The sequence below is a fragment of the Schaalia cardiffensis F0333 genome, from assembly GCF_005886435.1.
In the GTDB taxonomy this organism is placed as follows: domain Bacteria; phylum Actinomycetota; class Actinomycetes; order Actinomycetales; family Actinomycetaceae; genus Pauljensenia; species Pauljensenia cardiffensis.
Map to the genome: position 1 here is coordinate 182,854 of NZ_CP040505.1, position 15,684 is coordinate 198,537.

11 protein-coding genes and 1 pseudogene are annotated in these 15,684 nt (G+C 64.7%); 4 read left to right on the top strand and 8 right to left on the bottom strand.

What is annotated here, in order from left to right:
- Nucleotide 1 precedes the first annotated feature (1 nt).
- From FFA61_RS09485 to FFA61_RS00750, 4 genes are all read right to left on the bottom strand, one after another.
- Nucleotides 2-133: a hypothetical protein gene (locus FFA61_RS09485; RefSeq protein ID WP_005962415.1), complete on the bottom strand. Its 132-nt coding sequence runs from the start codon at nt 131-133 to the stop codon at nt 2-4.
- Between the two features lie 320 nt (nt 134-453).
- Entirely contained in the window at nt 454-903 is a 450-nt protein-coding gene (locus FFA61_RS00740) for a GNAT family N-acetyltransferase (protein WP_005962414.1), read from the bottom strand.
- A gap of 171 nt (nt 904-1,074) precedes the next feature.
- Nucleotides 1,075-2,247: a methyltransferase domain-containing protein gene (locus FFA61_RS00745; protein ID WP_005962413.1), complete on the bottom strand. Its 1,173-nt coding sequence runs from the start codon at nt 2,245-2,247 to the stop codon at nt 1,075-1,077.
- Between the two features lie 312 nt (nt 2,248-2,559).
- Nucleotides 2,560-4,878: an alpha-L-fucosidase gene (locus FFA61_RS00750; protein ID WP_005962411.1), complete on the bottom strand. Its 2,319-nt coding sequence runs from the start codon at nt 4,876-4,878 to the stop codon at nt 2,560-2,562.
- Between the two features lie 460 nt (nt 4,879-5,338).
- Between FFA61_RS00750 and FFA61_RS00755 the strand changes: the two genes are divergently transcribed.
- A complete protein-coding gene (locus FFA61_RS00755) occupies nt 5,339-5,641 on the top strand; it encodes a hypothetical protein (RefSeq protein WP_005962409.1) in 303 nt (100 codons plus the stop codon).
- A gap of 92 nt (nt 5,642-5,733) precedes the next feature.
- Nucleotides 5,734-6,711, top strand: coding sequence for an FAD:protein FMN transferase (locus FFA61_RS00760; protein WP_005962408.1), 978 nt, complete (start codon nt 5,734-5,736; stop codon nt 6,709-6,711).
- Here FFA61_RS00760 and FFA61_RS00765 read toward each other — a convergent pair.
- A pseudogene (locus tag FFA61_RS00765) lies at nt 6,681-7,287 on the bottom strand (DNA-3-methyladenine glycosylase). The gene FFA61_RS00760 and the pseudogene FFA61_RS00765 overlap by 31 nt on opposite strands.
- 244 nt (nt 7,288-7,531) lie before the next feature.
- On the opposite strand from FFA61_RS00765, the gene pulA reads away from it, so the two are divergent.
- A complete protein-coding gene (gene pulA, locus FFA61_RS00770; RefSeq protein WP_005962404.1) occupies nt 7,532-11,503 on the top strand; it encodes a pullulanase-type alpha-1,6-glucosidase in 3,972 nt (1,323 codons plus the stop codon).
- 36 nt (nt 11,504-11,539) lie between these two features.
- Here the strand turns inward: pulA and FFA61_RS09160 are convergent, their stop codons facing one another.
- A complete protein-coding gene (locus FFA61_RS09160) occupies nt 11,540-12,052 on the bottom strand; it encodes a GtrA family protein (protein WP_040313558.1) in 513 nt (170 codons plus the stop codon).
- Between the two features lie 286 nt (nt 12,053-12,338).
- Here FFA61_RS09160 and FFA61_RS00780 point away from each other — a divergent pair, with 286 nt between their 5' ends.
- Nucleotides 12,339-13,676 (top strand): replication-associated recombination protein A, encoded by a 1,338-nt coding sequence (locus FFA61_RS00780; RefSeq protein WP_005962402.1) that lies wholly within the window; start codon nt 12,339-12,341, stop codon nt 13,674-13,676.
- Nucleotides 13,677-13,713: 37 nt separating this feature from the next.
- Here FFA61_RS00780 and FFA61_RS00785 read toward each other — a convergent pair whose 3' ends face one another.
- Both FFA61_RS00785 and FFA61_RS00790 read right to left on the bottom strand, forming a co-directional pair.
- Nucleotides 13,714-14,730 carry a methyltransferase domain-containing protein gene (locus FFA61_RS00785; RefSeq protein WP_005962401.1) on the bottom strand — a complete coding sequence of 339 codons (1,017 nt, stop codon included), beginning with the start codon at nt 14,728-14,730 and terminating at the stop codon, nt 13,714-13,716.
- Between the two features lie 111 nt (nt 14,731-14,841).
- On the bottom strand, nt 14,842-15,282 hold the full coding sequence (locus FFA61_RS00790; RefSeq protein ID WP_131247183.1) for an Abi family protein: 441 nt from the start codon (nt 15,280-15,282) through the stop codon (nt 14,842-14,844).
- Nucleotides 15,283-15,684 lie beyond the last annotated feature (402 nt).

Below are 15,684 nucleotides of genomic sequence, written 5' to 3' on the forward strand. Positions count from 1 at the left end.
TTCAGCCCTTGAGCTCGGCTTCGAGCTGGAAAGCGGTGCTCGCGTGCACGCCCGGGTGGTGGTTGGAGTTGGGAGCGAGGATAGCGTCCTCGCGTTTTGTTTCGAGAATCTCGGTGATGGTCTTGTCGCTCATGCTGAGTGTCCTTTCGTGTGGTTGGCCTAATTCGGAGGGGTCTCCGAATTAGGCAAGGTAAGGCTAACCTAATTCCCTGATCTCTGAAAGGGGAGACTCATGATGAGGTGTGAGTGGGCATCACGAAGCGTGAGTGGGCGTCACGAAGCATGAGCGCAAGTCACAGAGCATCATCCGCCCGGGGTGCATACCCACAGCGGTGGTGCTTTCAGAAATGAAGAGTGTGGCCCTCCACTCGGGCAACGCTTCAGATTCGAAGAGCTCAGTCCAGGGGCGCGTGGTCTATGTCGGCGGTGACTGCGAGGTCTGCGCGGTCCACGTCAGTCCAAGGGCACGCGGTACACGTTCGTCTCACGCTGCTCGAAACCTGCTCGGCGGTACAGGCGATTCGCGGCTTCGCGTGAAGGGCGGCTCGTGAGGTCGACGGTTCTCGCGCCGACTTTCTTCGCCTGTTCAAGAGCAGCTTCGACAAGCTTAAGGCCCGCGCCCTGACCGCGCGCTGCTTCGTCGACAACGACATCCTCGATCCAGGCTCGAACGCCAGTGGGAATCTCGAAGATCGCGAGTGAGAGCATGCCGAGGATCGGATGCTCGCCTCGTGCGTCGGCTGTGTCGGGGCGGTAGATGAGGAAATGAACGCCGGGCTGGGAGATGAATCGTTCGCAGGCTTGAGCGTCGAGAGGTTTCGCTGAGCGGGAGAGTTGGGGGATGAGGCGCTCCATCGCTTCGACGATTTCCGGGGTGGATTCGGTCAGCAGTTCAACGGCCATTGGTTTTCCTCATCGTTCGGGGTCGACGCGCTTGTGCGCGGGACGCTTGCCATGAGTGTAAGTCTCTGTGAGCACTGAAGGAGGGATGCCCGTTTGGTGTTCTCCTTCGCTCGTGTTCGAGTGCGCGCTTCCTCCACGTCGAGTCGCCGTAAGAATCCTGGCTTGCAGGGCTTAGGGGAGTGTCCTCGTCTTTTCGAGGACGAGGGCGAGCTCGGCGTGATCGGTGTGCGGGAACATGTCGAAGAGCCTCGCCTCGATTCCTTGGTACGAGGGCATGAGCGCGAGATCCTTCACGAGGGACTTCGGGTTGCACGAGGAGTAGATGACTCGTCGGATGCCGGATTCTTCGATCCATCGGGCGAGTTCTTCGCCAATGCCGCGCCTGGGTGGATTGACGACGAGCACATCGGGGTGGGTCTGCGCGGGCTGTGCTTTCGCCCATTCGGTGGCATCCGCCGTCACGAAAACGGCTTTTGAACGGCTAATCCCCATTGACCTTGCGGCTGTGATCGCCGATGAGATCGCCTGATCTGAAACCTCCACTCCCGCAACCGAGGCTATGCCCTCCTGGGCGAGGTGGAGCGCGAAGCCACCGACTCCGCAGTACAGATCCCAAGCGGTGGAGGGGGCGGCCTTGGCGATGGGGGCGCTCGCCCACTTGGCGGCCTGACGGTAGAGCTGGGAGGCGACCTGCGTGTTCGTCTGGACGAAGGAACGCGGTCCGAGGGCGAGCCTCGTGTCACCAACTATCAGCGGCAAAACGCGGGCCTTAGTGAGGATGATCTCTTCGGGTCCTTCGACGATTGCCTCGTGTGTGGGGTGGATGTTCGCGGTGACGACTGAGACGCCGTGGACGAGTTCGCGCAGAAGGGGAAGGGAACGACGCAGATCGGTGACACGCTCGCGCGTGCGCAAGACGAAACGGCACATGAGCTGCTCGTCGGCTCCGAGGGTGAGAAGGATGTATTTGAGTTCTCCGGATCGCCTCGGCACGTCGTAGGGCGTCAGGTCGAGTGCACGGATGAAGCGTTTAAGTCCGGGGATGGCCTTGTTGATTGCGGGGTGCTGGATCTGGCAGGCGGGGAGGTCGACGCCGCGCCGATCAGCTCCGAGGGCGCCGAGGGTGGGGCGCCTGCGGGTCCCGCCGACGACGAGTTTTGCTGAGGTGTGAAAAGCTCGGGGCTCGGATGAGGCAGGAGGGAGCCAGTGAATGTTCGAAGCATTGGGGACAGTGTCGAGGGTGGCTCTCAGCGAACGGGCTTTGTCGGCCAGCTGTTCTTGGTAGGGCACTTCAATGAGAGTGCACGAACGGCACACCCCCGATTCCCAGTGTTCGCAGTGCATAGTCTGATCGTCCCATGAGGTGGCTACGGACGCACATGTCTTTTCCGATGACAGAAAGAAAACCGCCCCCGTGATGGCTGAGCAACAGCGGGGAGCGGTATCTGATAAAACGACGGTAACACTGTTTTCGTAGCTGTGGATGGCTATAGCAAAGATGTGCCTGAGGTCACGCTGCTCGCAATGCGCTGCGAATCGTCACGTGGCTTGGCTCACTCAACGATGTATTCGACGAACTCTTTGAGTGAAATGGACAAGGCTTGGGGCCGCCGCCCACTGTGAGGTGATGCGGCGGCCCCGAACGGGAGCTAGTGCTCAGGAGCGGGCTGTGCGCTTGCGCAGCAGCAAGAGGGTTCCAGCTCCTGCGGCCAGTGCGGCCCCGAAGAGGACCGGCAGTGCGCTCGAACCCGTGCGGGCGAGGAGACCTGTGGAAGAGGACCCGTCGTTGGAGGGCTGGGTCCCTGATTGGGGACCTGGCTCGGCAGCGGGCGGATTGGACGGAGCGGGCGCCGCCACGGCCAGCGGGATACTGACGGACTCGCCGCTCGCAGCGTCGAGGGCGATCAGCTGGTGGTCGCCAATGGGCGTATCCGAGGGGATGGTGACCTCAGCGGTGAAGGTTCCATCCGCAGCCACCTTCGCGGTCCCGAGGTCGACCGGGTCTGAATGCAAGGTGAGCAGAATGGTCGCGTCAGGCGTGAAGTTCTTCCCGGTGAAAGTGACCTTCTCGCCCGGGGTGACGGAAAGGAGATCCAAGCTGATCGACGCAGGCTCCTTCACGGTTTGTGCGCTGACCGTGACTGAGGTGACCTTCGTGTTCTTGCCGAAGCCTTTCAATGCGTAGTAGGGGTCGTCGTAGGACAGGGTCGCTCGGTAGGTGCGTCCCGCTTCGAGCGTGAAAGCACCAACGCCAGCGGCCAGATCCGCAGTTGTCAACCCTCCGATCTTCTGATCGCCGACAGTGACCTTGTACTTGGCGTAGCTGTCTGTGAAGCCCGTCGTGTCAAAGCGCAGCGAGACGCCTTCGGCGCGCTTATCGCCGGAGGTGAGTGAGGCGATGACCTGAGTCTCACCAGTCTTCGGAGTCGGCGCCTTGAACATCTCGAGGTGTTCGCTTCCGATCGTGGTCTGCCCCTGTGTGACGGTGGTCAGGCCCACGGGCACGTAAACGGGGGCCGTGGTGGTCTTCACCGCGATGACGGGCAGGAAGTCGTCGGGGACGGCGGGCAGCGTGATGGCAAGGTCATTGCCCTCAACCGTGTAGGAAAGGGCCTGATCAGTCCCATCCAGGGTGATGGACTCAATCGAGTTCGCGCCTGCGCCCCTGAGGGTAATGGTCTTGCCTTCTTCCCACTTCTCGACGCCCATGTAGATATGGGAGTCGTCAACCATGGTCTTGCCCCATTCTTCGATGGGGAAGTAGGTGGGACGTGAGTTCGTGAGAACACCAGGGTGAGCGGTGTTCCACTCACCGATGGCCTTGAGGACGGAGGCGTCCCACTCGTTGTAGGAGCCGTCGAACTTCGGGCCGACGTTGAAGAGGAGCTGGCCTCCCAGTGCTGCAGTGTTGAAGAGGTTTGTCAGAGTTTCTCGAGTCTTTTTCGCTGCGCCGTTCGGGTCTGTGCGCAGCCAGGTCTGGTTATCGACATTAGTGACGTGATCCCAGTCGGGGTAGTCCGGATACCCGGTGTCTAGGTACTGCGCGTTAACGTTGTCCCATTCACAGTAGCCCCAGCACTTGGGGAAGATGGAGACGGCGGACTCCCAGGGGCCCTGTGTCTGTTCGCTTTGAAGCTCGTTATCCCAGCCGACCTCGAAGTCGGCGCGATCATTGCCCACACGCGAATTAATCATGATGTTCGGCTGCAGCTCATGGGCCCACTGGCGCATCTTGTCAGATTGCTCGGGGTTGGGCTTACCCATGTCGTACCAGAGCTCGGCGATCTCGCCGTACTTGCCGCCGAGGAGTTCCTTGAGCTGCTCATGGATGTAGTCCATGTAGCCCTCTTCGTTGAGGGTGTTGTCATTCCTCCACGGATTCTCGGGCTGTTTCTCCCAGTCGATGTTGGAGAAGTAGAGACCGAACTTGATACCGACCTGACTGCAGGCCTGTGATAGTTCCAGGATGGGATCGCGGTGGGAGGGTGACTGCTTGGCGAAGTTGTAGTCGGTTGTCGCCGTATCCCACATGGCGAAGCCGTCATGGTGCTTGGAAGTGATGAGCAGCATTCTCATGCCGGTGTCTTTGGCTTGCTGACACCAGGCGGTGGGATCGAAGTTGGGAGCATCGAAGGTTTGCGCGGTAGCGAGGTACTCCTCGCGGGGGATTCCCGACAGGGGGATGCGACTATCCCAGGTTTGTTGGTGCCCCCATGCCTTGATCTGCTCGGGGTAGCCGACTTCTTGCTTTTGCCCCTTGTACCAGCCGGCATAGTGAGAGTAGACGCCCCAGTGGATGAACATGGCGAACTTCATGTCCTGCCAGGTGGCGACTTTCTCGACGTCCGAGGTCGGGATTGCGGCGGGGATTGCGTACGTCTGGTCGGGAGTTGGGTCGGCGATTGCAGTGCCCGCCATTCCCAGGGTGACAAGACCGGCCAGGGTTGTGCCGATCACTTTTCGTATGTTCAACATCAAGTCTCCGTTGAATTGATGGGAATGCTCCGGCTTCTGGAGGCCCTAATAGGGTAGCAGAAAAGGCGAATAAGAATCATTTTCCTCTTCCGATGGTAGGGGAGTTTGTGTGCAGCTCACTCAGGGTTTGGAAAGTATTGGTAAAGGAAGTGGTTTTTCTGATGGAGGTGTGTGCATTTCGAGTCTGGATTGACAAATATGCAAAGTTTTCTGATGTGACTCTCTAAAGGTCGACCCTTGTGTCTGAAGTCTTGATTTTGCGCCTCGGATCTCGAAGTTGTGTCCATTCGACCTCGGCGCTCGTCGTCGAACTCTGCTGCCCACGCGCTCTTGCTTCCTTATGTCCGCGCGCCCTCTGCTCTTCACGAACGAGTCCTGGGACTGCCTGACTTGCTCCCTTCGTACCCACCGCCCCGGTCCCTCACTCTCTCTGACTTGTTCTTCCCCGTATCTTTCGAGTGTGGAGCTGAACTCCGCGGGGGAGGTCTTCAACGAGGAGTACTACGCCAGGGCGCAGGCGGCAGTGGACTCCTTCGAGGAATACTCCCGGCGACTGACGGAAACGGACGACCCGAATGCGGTCGACGTGATTTCCGGTGCGACCGTCGCGCACTCCCAGTTCATGCAGGCCGCGATCCGTGCCATTTCCGCAGCCCAGGGGGTTGACAATGATGCTGCGGCAAACCGGGTCGACATCCCCGGACTGTCCGACTCGATGCGGGATGAGGGGTTGGACAAGGACCTCGGCGGGGCGGATCGGTGAGACTCCCGTCGTCGCGCAGTGCCACGGGATGGGGCGCGACGGTCGATTTCAGCGTCAGCGGCTTGCCAACCTGGAGGGTTTCCTTCCCCGCGATGGGCACCCGATTCGACCTCGTCGGCCACGGCGGGGACCTGCGGGCAATCACCGAGGCCGCCTGCTCCCTCGTCGACGCCCATGAGCAGCTCTGGTCCGTCTTCCTTGATTCCTCCGATGTATCGCGACTCAACGCCTCACAGGGGTGGACGGATGTCGACGCGTCGACGGATCGCCTCCTTGTCGATGCCCTCGCCCTGTCGGAGGCGACCGGCGGAGTGTTCACACCGCTCATCGGCGCCTTCGCTGCACTGTGGGAGGGTGCGGGCGGCGGGCGCGCACTCGGGTCGGGAGACCCTGCGACGCTCGCGCCGGACGAACGGGAACGGGCGAGAGCCCTCCGGGCGTGCTCGCCGTCGCGCCTCGAGCGCAATGACATCGGCCAGTGGCGCCTCATTGCGAGCAGCGACAGCGCGCACCCCAGGGTCGACCTCGGCGGAGTAGCGAAGGGGGAGACGGCGGACCGTCTGCGCGACCTCGCGGTCGACATGGGAGCCGGGGGAGTCCTCGTCTCCGCTGGAACCTCATCGCTCGCCGCATGGGGGACGAGGACGAGCGGCGCGCCCTGGCGGATCGGATTGCGCGACACCGTCGGGGGAGCGGACGACTGGGCGGGGTCGGTGCCCCTGCGAGGAGGGGCACTGTCGACGTCCGGGATTCCAGGCGGAGCGTCCTGCCCGCCATCCCATCGGATTGTCGACCCGAGGACGGGCGCCGCGCCGACGTCGGCGCGGCGCCCGGCGAGCGTTTTGTGCGCGAGCGGAGTCATGGCGGAGGTCCTGTCGACTGCGATCCTCATCGCCGGGACGGAGTGCGTCAACGAGGAGGCGCTTCGCCGGTGGGCGCACCGTCGCGGGGTGAGCGCCGAATGGGAATGGGTCGTCATGGGAGACTCGGGCGTGCAAGCGTCGGCTGGTGCGGGTTGGACCCCGCGCGCCGGTCCGGCTCATGAAGTCCGTCGAGGGGCGGCCCGGTAGGCGGAGACCGTCGGGTCGCCGTCGATCCAGAAGCGCCACGGGTAGGCGTCGCCGTCCCCGCCGGGGCCGGTGACGCCCGTCCTCGGGCCCCGGCGGATCATGGCCGGCGCGGCCGCCTGCCTCGCCCAGCAGCGCCCCGTCGTCCTCGCGAGTCAGTCCGAGGGCGGTGCACAGCCTCGCCGGTCCTCGCGCGAGGTCGGTGTCGCGCTGGGCCCTCGGCCTGCGGGCCCTGGCCGCCTCGACCCCCCGGGTGACCTCTCCGGCGCGTAAGAGGACCGCCGAGGCCGACCCGGCGGGCCCGCATACGATGTTCGCGCAATGGTGCATGCCGTAAATGGAGTAGACGTAGATGCGGCCCCCGGCTTCGAACATTGACGAGTTCCGAGCGGTACGCCCGCGGAAGGCGTGCGATCCGGGGTCGTGCTCGCCCAGGTAGGCCTCGACCTCGGTAAGGCGGACGGACACGGCCGTGGTCGGGCCGAGAACGCTCAGGGTTGCGCCGAGGAGGAAGGGGGCGGCTGCGAGTGCGTCGCGCTCGACGATCCCGTCCAATGAGAAGCGCGCCGTCCGAGTCATGAGGAGAGTCTACCGATGCCGTTCCGCTTCGGATACCGCGGGGCGTACGAGTCGCGGTCCAAGCGCCGCGCAGCGTATGGACGACGAGTTGTGTCCGCCCCTGATCGCGCGTGGTGCCGGTCCAGCGAATGGACCGGGGTCTTTGCGTGAGGGGCGGCACGGAGTACGTTGTGATATGTAGCTTCAGTAACTTGCTGCACAAGACGAAGGAGTCTTCGTGAGTCCCTCACACGCCCCGCGAATAATGACCCGCCTGCGGCTTCTCCTAGCCGCCCTCATCAGCGCCGGACTCCTGATCCCCGGTGCCGCCGCCCCGACCGTCGCCGCCCCGACCGTCGCACCGACGACGGTGACCCTGACGAACGCCCTCACAGGCGCTTACGACGGAGACGGCGACGCCCTCGTCACCATCCCAGGCTCCCACAACCCCGCCATGGGGTGCTCGGGCGAATGGCAACCCGAATGCGACAGGGCCGCCCTCATCAAAGACCCCGAGACGGGCATCTACACCGCAACCTTCGACCTGCCGCGAGGCCAATGGCAGTACAAGGTCGCGATCGGCGGGACGTGGGACGAGAGCTACGGCGCCAACGGAGTCCCCGGCGGAGACAACATCACCTACTCGCTGGACGAAACCGGTCCCGTCACTTTCTTCTACGACCCCGCAACCCATCGGGTGTGGAATACTGCGGATGGCCCTGTCATCACACTCTCCGGAACTCTCCAAGCGCCACTGGGGTGCACGCGAGGGGACAACGGCGGCAATTGGGCGCCCGACTGCCTCGCACCACTCATGGCGCCCAATGGGGACGGGACATGGACCTACTCAACGAATAAGCTGCCTATGGGCAACTACCTCGTCAAAGTCGCCCATAACCGCTCCTGGACGGAGAACTACGGCGTCGACGGGGTCGAAGACGGTCCGAACTACTCCTTCTCTGTGACATCCGACAAGACAGTGACATTCACCTACACCATGGCAACGCACCTCCTCGACATCGACGTCGCCGACGCTCCCCTCATGGGAACCGGACAACAAGCCGCCTACTGGGTAGATGCGACAACCCTCGCATGGCCGACGTCGATGCTCCCCAAGGGCGTGACCGCAGATCAGGTGGTCTCGGGAGAAGCCGGTATCGGCTTCTCCCTCGTCACCGCGGGCAACGGCGGTGCGGAGATCATCGACGGAGCAGTCGCGGGAGGAGAATCGACGCCGCTGACAATTACCGCAGACCTGCCGAAGGAGGCGACCGACCTCCGACCGAACCTCAAGGGCTACATCGGACTGCGCATCCCGGACGGCTTCGGCGTCGACGCCGTGAAGCGGGCCCTCACCGGCCAGGTCCGCGTTCTCGCCACCGCTCACTCCGCCCCCTTCGCATTCACCGGAGTGCAGATCGCGCCCGTCCTCGACGCCCTGTACTCCGACGATGCACGCACTGCGGAACTCGGCGTGACGTGGACGGGGTCCAGGCCCTCCTTCGCGCTGTGGGCGCCGACCGCGAAGAGTGTGACGCTGCTGAGTTGGAACAGTGGCGATGACACCGGCTCCGTTCCCCAGATCGACGAGGACGCCCGCCGCACACCCGCACGCCTGGGCCCCGACGGGCGCTGGGTCGTGGACAATGCGGACGGGGCCATCACCGCGGGTGCGCAGTACCTGTGGGAGGTGGAGGTCTACGTCCCGGCGACCGGGAAGGTGGAGACGAACACCGTCACCGACCCCTATTCGATCGCCCTGACCGCCGACTCGACGAGGTCGGTCACCATCGACCTCATGAACCCGGCGATCATGCCCGAGCAGTGGGCCCGTACCCCGTCCCCTCGGGTCCACAATGACGCCTCTCGGGCGATCTATGAACTGCACGTCCGCGACTTCTCCGCGAAAGACGAGTCCGTGCCCGCCGCGCTGCGCGGCACCTACGGGGCATTCACCGTCTCGGACTCGACGGGCATGAGGGCGCTTGCGGAACTCGCCGAAGCGGGCATCGACACCGTTCACCTGCTGCCGACCTTCGACATCTCCACCATCCCCGAGAGACGTGCGGATCAAGCGATTCCGACGATCCCGGATGCGGGTCCCGCGGCCGAGGACCAGCAGGCGGCGGTCGCGGCGGTCGCGGATCGAGACGCCTTCAACTGGGGATACGACCCGTTCCACTGGATGACCCCGGAGGGCTCCTATGCGGCCGACGGTCACCAGGACGGAGGGGCAAGGATCGCGGAGTTCCGGGACATGGTCGGCGCTCTGCACTCCGTCGGCCTGCAGGTCGTCCTCGACGAGGTCTACAACCATACGGCCGCAGCGGGGCAGGACCCCAAGGCAGTGCTCGACCGGATCGTCCCGGGCTACTACCACCGCCTCGATGCGACCGGAGCGATCACCACCTCCACATGCTGCTCCAATATTGCGACCGAGAACCTCATGAGCGAAGACCTCATGATCGATTCCCTCGTCCTGTGGGCGCGCGCCTACCGGGTCGACGGGTTCCGCTTCGACCTCATGGGTCACCATTCCCGCGACACTATGATCCGGGCGAAGGAGGCGCTCGCCGAACTCACCCTCGAAAGGGACGGTGTCGACGGATCGAGCCTCTACCTGTACGGCGAGGGATGGAACTTCGGCGAAGTCGCAAACAACGCCCTGTTCACGCAGGCGACCCAGGGACAGCTCGACGGCACGCAGATCGGCGCATTCAATGACCGGCTGCGCGACGCAGTCCACGGCGGCGGCCCCTTCGACGCGGACCACCGGGTCTTCCAGGGCTTCGGCTCCGGCGCGGTCACCGATCCCAACGGCTTGGACACGAGGGGCGCCGAGGAACAGCTCGCCGACCTCATGCACCGGACCGACCTGGTGAAACTCGGCGTGGCCGGCAATCTCAAGGATTACGCGCTGACGACTTACGACGGGAGCGTGAAACTCGGCAGCCAGATCGACTACAACTCCCTGTCCGCGGGCTATGCCTCAGATCCCGCGGAGAGCGTCAATTACGTGGACGCCCACGACAATGAGACGCTCTTCGATCTGCTGACCTACAAACTGCCCTCGTCGACGCCGATGAGCGACCGGATCCGCATGAACACGGTGTCGCTGGCGACCGTCGCCCTCGGACAATCCCCCTCGTTCTGGGCGGCGGGCACTGAAAGGCTCCGCTCGAAGTCGCTCGACCGGGACTCCTACAACTCGGGCGACCACTTCAATGCCATCGACTGGACGGGCAGCGACAACGGTTTCGGACACGGCCTGCCAGTCGCGTCGACGAATCAGGAGCAGTGGCCGATCATGAGGCCGCTGTTGGAGGACCCCTCCCTCAAACCCGGCGCGGATGATATCGCTGCAGCGAAGGCGCAAGCCCTGGACCTTCTGCGCCTGCGCAAGTCGACACCGTTGTTCTCACTCGGATCCACCCGGCTCATCAAGGAGAAGGTTTCCTTCCCGAACTCCGGTCCCGACCAGGCGCCGGGCACTTTCCTCATGCTCATTGACGACAACGCCCCAAGCGGTGCGTCCACGGACGCAGGGAATCGGGCGGTGACGAGCGTCGATCCGAATCTCAACGGCGTCCTCGTCGTCTTCAACGCCTCGAAGGAGCCGCTCACACAGGCAGTCGACGGGCAGGCGGGCCGCCACTTCGTCCTCAGCCCCGTCCAGGCCTCCGGCTCCGACCCCGTGGTGAAGACGACGACCTGGGACGATGCGACGGGCACCGTGACGGTTCCCGCCAGAACCGTCGCCGTCCTCGTCGACGAGGCGAATGCCCCCGGACCCATCGCGCCCCTCGGCGTCTCCTACGAGCCGGTCGCAGTGACGGCGGGCGACGAGGCGAGTGCGACTCCGATCGTGCGCGACGAGTCGGGCAAGGCCGTCACCCTGCCCGAGGGGACATCGTTCACCCTGGGGGAGTCGGCTCCGCGTGATGCGGTGATCGATGCGACCACGGGCGTCATCCGCTGGACGGTGCCGGCCGATCATGCGACGACCGCAGTCCGGATCCCCGTGACCGTCTCATTCGCCGACGGGCGGGTGGTGACGAGCGAACTCGTCGTCTCCGTGACGGGACGCGACGCCGCATCCGATGCACCGGCCTCTCCTCGTGCCGGCATCGTGGGCGCGCTGCCGATCACCGGGGCCGGCGGGCTTCTCCTCGTCCTCGCCATCGCCGGTGCCGCGGCCGTCGCCGGGGGCGTGTTCGCCTCCCGCAGGCGGGCCTAGAGCGAGGGCGGGGCGCCGTCCTCGCCGCCGCCCGCTTCATGCCGCGGCCGCGAGGCGCGCGCGCCCGGAGGCGAGCAGACCGGCGACGCGCGAGCCGAGGCGGGAAGCATCGCAGCGCAGCGCCTCGACGGTGCCGAAGACCAGGTAGGACTGGCCGAGGTAGTTGAGTGCGAAGAGGGACGAGTTCGCCCCGATCGATGCGGCCCACAGGGGCACTCCCGTGTTCGTGAGGGTCGTGAGTGAGGCGTAGGCGAGCAGCATGATCACCGCCCCCCATGCGTAGTAGCGCGCCGCGGTCGCGATGAGGCCGCCGCGCGCCCTGAAGACACGCCGGTTGATGAGGTAGTTCATCGTGCAGGATGCGGTTCTCGCAATGATGACAGGGGCGAAGAGGCCGCCGATCGTCGCATTGAGGATGAGGAGCATGAGGTAGTCGACTCCGGTGGAGGACAGAGACGACGCGATGTAGCGGACCTGGATGCCCAAACGCCTCATGAGGTCGGTCTCCCGGGCGAGTAGCGGAGCGGGAGAGGCAGAGCGTCGCATCATGGTCATGTCTTCAGGTAACCGTGCTGCGCTGTCGCCGCCGTGTGGCGGACCTATGGACGAGCTGTGACATTTCGAGGATGGGCGCCCCTCGGCGGCCGTCCCGCGATCGTCCGATGACGCCTCAATGCGGGCGCCCGCCGTCGCGTGCGGCTCGCAGATCCCACGCATAAGATGGACGCATGTATCGAGGCGCCCTCGCGCACCACCAGGGATTGCGCCGCCGTGTGCGCATTCGGATGATGCGGCGCGCGACCCGACCGCCGTTCTCGGCGGAGGTGCGGGCGCCATGACGATTCCGGAGGGTCCCTCCCTTTTCGATTCGGCGGCTGAGGACGGCGGATTCGACGACACGACCCGTCCCCTCGCGGACCGGTTGCGTCCGCGCAGCCTCGACGAGGTCGTCGGGCAGGACCACCTGCTTTCAGCCGACGCCCCGCTCGGGCGAATGGTTCACGCGGGGCGGATCTCGTCGATCATCTTGTGGGGGCCGCCCGGATGCGGCAAGACGACGATCGCCCGACTGCTCGCCGGCAAGACCGGCCTCGTCTTCGAACAGGTCTCCGCCACCTTCTCTGGGGTGGCGGACCTGCGCAGGGTCTTTGCTGCTGCCTCCAAGCGCAGGCAGATCGGTCAGGGCACGCTGCTCTTCGTCGACGAAATCCACCGCTTCAACCGCGCCCAACAGGATTCTTTCCTGCCCTATGTCGAGGACGGCACGGTCGTCCTCGTCGGCGCGACCACCGAGAACCCCTCCTTCGAACTCGTCGGCGCGCTCTTGTCGCGCTGCCACGTCATGGTGCTCCACCGCCTCGACGGCGCCGCTCTCGCAGAGCTCATGGACAGGGCGGAGGGCCTCATCGGACGGCCACTGCCGCTGACCGAGGGAGCACGCGCCGCCATGATCGCCATGAGTGACGGGGATGGGCGCTACCTGCTCGGCCTCGTCGAACAGGTCGATGCACTGGGACCGAGGGGCGAACCCCTCGACGCGGAGGGCCTCGTCCATCTGGTCGCCTCGCGGGCGCCCCTGTACGACAAGTCGAGCGACGAGCATTACAACCTCATTTCGGCGCTCCACAAGTCGATGCGGGGATCGGACCCGGACGCCTCCCTCTATTGGCTGTCGCGAATGCTGCTGGGAGGTGAGGACCCCTTGTACGTGGCGCGCCGACTCATCCGTTTCGCCTGTGAGGATGTGGGCATGGCGGATCCGAATGCGCTGTCCGTGGCGCTGTCCGCCTGGGAGTCCTATGAGAGGCTCGGCTCCCCCGAGGGGGAGATCGCCATCGCCCAGGCCGTCGTCTATCTGGCGAGTGCACCCAAGTCAATCAGCGTGTACCGGGGATTCAACAGGGCGTGGAAACTGGCGAAGGAGACCGGGTCGCTCATGCCGCCCGCGCACATCCTCAACGCGCCGACCCGCCTTATGAAGGACCTCGGGTACGGTGCGGGATACCAATACGATCCCGACCTTGAGGACGGCTTCTCGGGCGCGGATTACTTCCCCGACGGCGTCGCGCGGCTCCGCCTCTACGAGCCGACGGACAACGGGTATGAGCATGCGGTGCGCGACGGCCTCGCACAGTGGGAGCGCATGCGCCGACTCAAAGAGCGCGACTCATGAAGGGGCGGTCGGGGCCGACGCGCAGCGGCCGCACGGCTCAGGAGGGGGTGCGGCGCAACAGCACCGCGACCTCGACGTGGTCGGTATGGGGGAACATGTCGAATAGGCGCGCTTCGACGCACCGGTAGGCGGGCATGGCCTCCAGATCCCGGGCGAGGCTTGTCGGATTGCACGACGAGTAGATGACGCGCTCGCCTGCGTGCTCGTTGACCCACTGGGCGAGGGCGTCCCCGATCCCGCGCCTGGGCGGATTGACGATGAGGACGTCGGGCGCCGTGGCGGGGTCTTGCTGAGCAGCCCACGCGGTTGCATCCGCTGCGATGAAGCGCGCAGCGGTGCGGGACAGTCCCGCCTGTGATGCCGAGCGGATCGCAGAGGCGATCGCCCGTTCCGACACCTCGACGCCGGTGACTCGGGGGATGCCAGCGTTCGCGGCGTGAAGGGCGAACCCTCCAATGCCGCAGTACAGGTCCCACAGTGTCTGCGGCGCATCGCCCGATGCGAGGGGGAGAGCCGCCCAGTCGGCGGCCTGGCGGTACAGATCGCCGGCCACGGCGGCGTTCGTCTGGATGAAGGAGCCCGGCCCGAGGGCGAGATCGAGGTCGCCCGCGCGGATCGGCAGCATCCGGCGCTTGGACAGGATGATCTCATCGGCTCCGACGGTGAGGAGGATGTACTTGAGCTCCCCGTTCTTGGTCGGAACATCGTAGGGGATGAGGTCGAGCGAGCGGATGAAGCGCTTGAGTGCGGGCGTGGCCCGGTTGATCGCAGGATGCTGGATGGGACAGCCCGGAAGGTCGACGCCGCGCCGATCCGGCCCGAGGATGCCGAGGGTGGGGCGCCGACGGGTCCCACCGACGACGAGTTTCGCACTGGTGCGGAATGCCGTGGGCGCGGATCGCCTCGGTGAGAGCCAATGGACGCCCGCGGCGGTGGGGACGAGGGCGAGGGCCTCGGCCGCCGTTTCAGACTTGGCGGCGACTTGTTCGCCGTAGGGGACGTCGAGGTAACGGCAGGAGCGGCATGCGCCCCGGTCCCAGTGTTCGCACTGCATGGCCCGATCGTCTCATGAGGCCGCCACAGATGCACGTGGCTCGTCCGATGATCGAAGGGATGATCAGGAAAATCGAAATCGAAAGAGACGTATCGACTACTGTCGTTGGGGTTATCTGACGCTGGGAGAGGCAACGACGCCCCGCCCGGTGCCAAGGCTCAGCGCCTTGAGCCGTCGACCGACTTCGGTGCGACCAGTGCGAAACACGCTTCGTCCCGGATGCGTCGAACAACGCGTCTGCTGGATGTGCGCGTCTCGTTGGGGGCGATCGTCTGGTCGAGGGCCGGAGGAACGGACCCTGTCCTTAAGCATGCCCTCGTGCGCGGCGCCCTTGATGAAATCATCGGAACGGTACTTGCGCTGACGAGGATCCTGTTCACTTGTCGGAAGAAGGCGGAAGGGGTATCTGTAACCGCCGAGACGGTGATAGCCGTAGGTCTGGAGGTCTTGCAGGGCGCGTGAACGGTCAATAATGAGCAGTCCGCGAGCGATCATCAGATCCAACAACTCAGCGTCAGTGCGAGAGTGTTTGGGGAACGATGGCGCGGTCATCTCCCCACGATACAGAAAGAAAACCGCTCCCCGTGATGGCGAAGCAACAGCGGGGGGCGGTGTCTGATGGAACGACGATAAGACGGCGTTCGTTGCCTTGGACGACTGCAGTGAAGGTGTGGGTGATGTCATGTGGGCTGTGGGCGCCCCGGGTGTTGTCATTGCTCGTGACGGACGTGCCTACTCAAGGAGGTGGAGGGGGTGCACGAATGGTCACGCGGATAGACCGTGTCGTTGCAGGCGGATAACGGCGCGATCCAGTCGGGGCGTACGACGGCGTGCTCCGCACGAGTGAGCCGCTGCTGGGCGTCGAGCGGAGCGTGTTCTGGCGGTGATCCGTGATGCGTCTATGACGTTGTTGGGCCGTTGTGTGCGCCGACACGAGAGTTGAGTACATGTGAC

Coding starts and splice junctions, on each gene's coding strand:
- FFA61_RS09485 (WP_005962415.1), bottom strand. CDS start 133: ATGAGCGACAAGACCATCACCGAGATTCTCGAAACAAAACGCGAGGAC.
- FFA61_RS00740 (WP_005962414.1), bottom strand. CDS start 903: ATGGCCGTTGAACTGCTGACCGAATCCACCCCGGAAATCGTCGAAGCG.
- FFA61_RS00745 (WP_005962413.1), bottom strand. CDS start 2,247: ATGCACTGCGAACACTGGGAATCGGGGGTGTGCCGTTCGTGCACTCTC.
- FFA61_RS00750 (WP_005962411.1), bottom strand. CDS start 4,878: ATGTTGAACATACGAAAAGTGATCGGCACAACCCTGGCCGGTCTTGTC.
- FFA61_RS00760 (WP_005962408.1), top strand. CDS start 5,734: ATGGGCACCCGATTCGACCTCGTCGGCCACGGCGGGGACCTGCGGGCA.
- pulA (WP_005962404.1), top strand. CDS start 7,532: ATGACCCGCCTGCGGCTTCTCCTAGCCGCCCTCATCAGCGCCGGACTC.
- FFA61_RS09160 (WP_040313558.1), bottom strand. CDS start 12,052: ATGATGCGACGCTCTGCCTCTCCCGCTCCGCTACTCGCCCGGGAGACC.
- FFA61_RS00780 (WP_005962402.1), top strand. CDS start 12,339: ATGACGATTCCGGAGGGTCCCTCCCTTTTCGATTCGGCGGCTGAGGAC.
- FFA61_RS00785 (WP_005962401.1), bottom strand. CDS start 14,730: ATGCAGTGCGAACACTGGGACCGGGGCGCATGCCGCTCCTGCCGTTAC.
- FFA61_RS00790 (WP_131247183.1), bottom strand. CDS start 15,282: ATGACCGCGCCATCGTTCCCCAAACACTCTCGCACTGACGCTGAGTTG.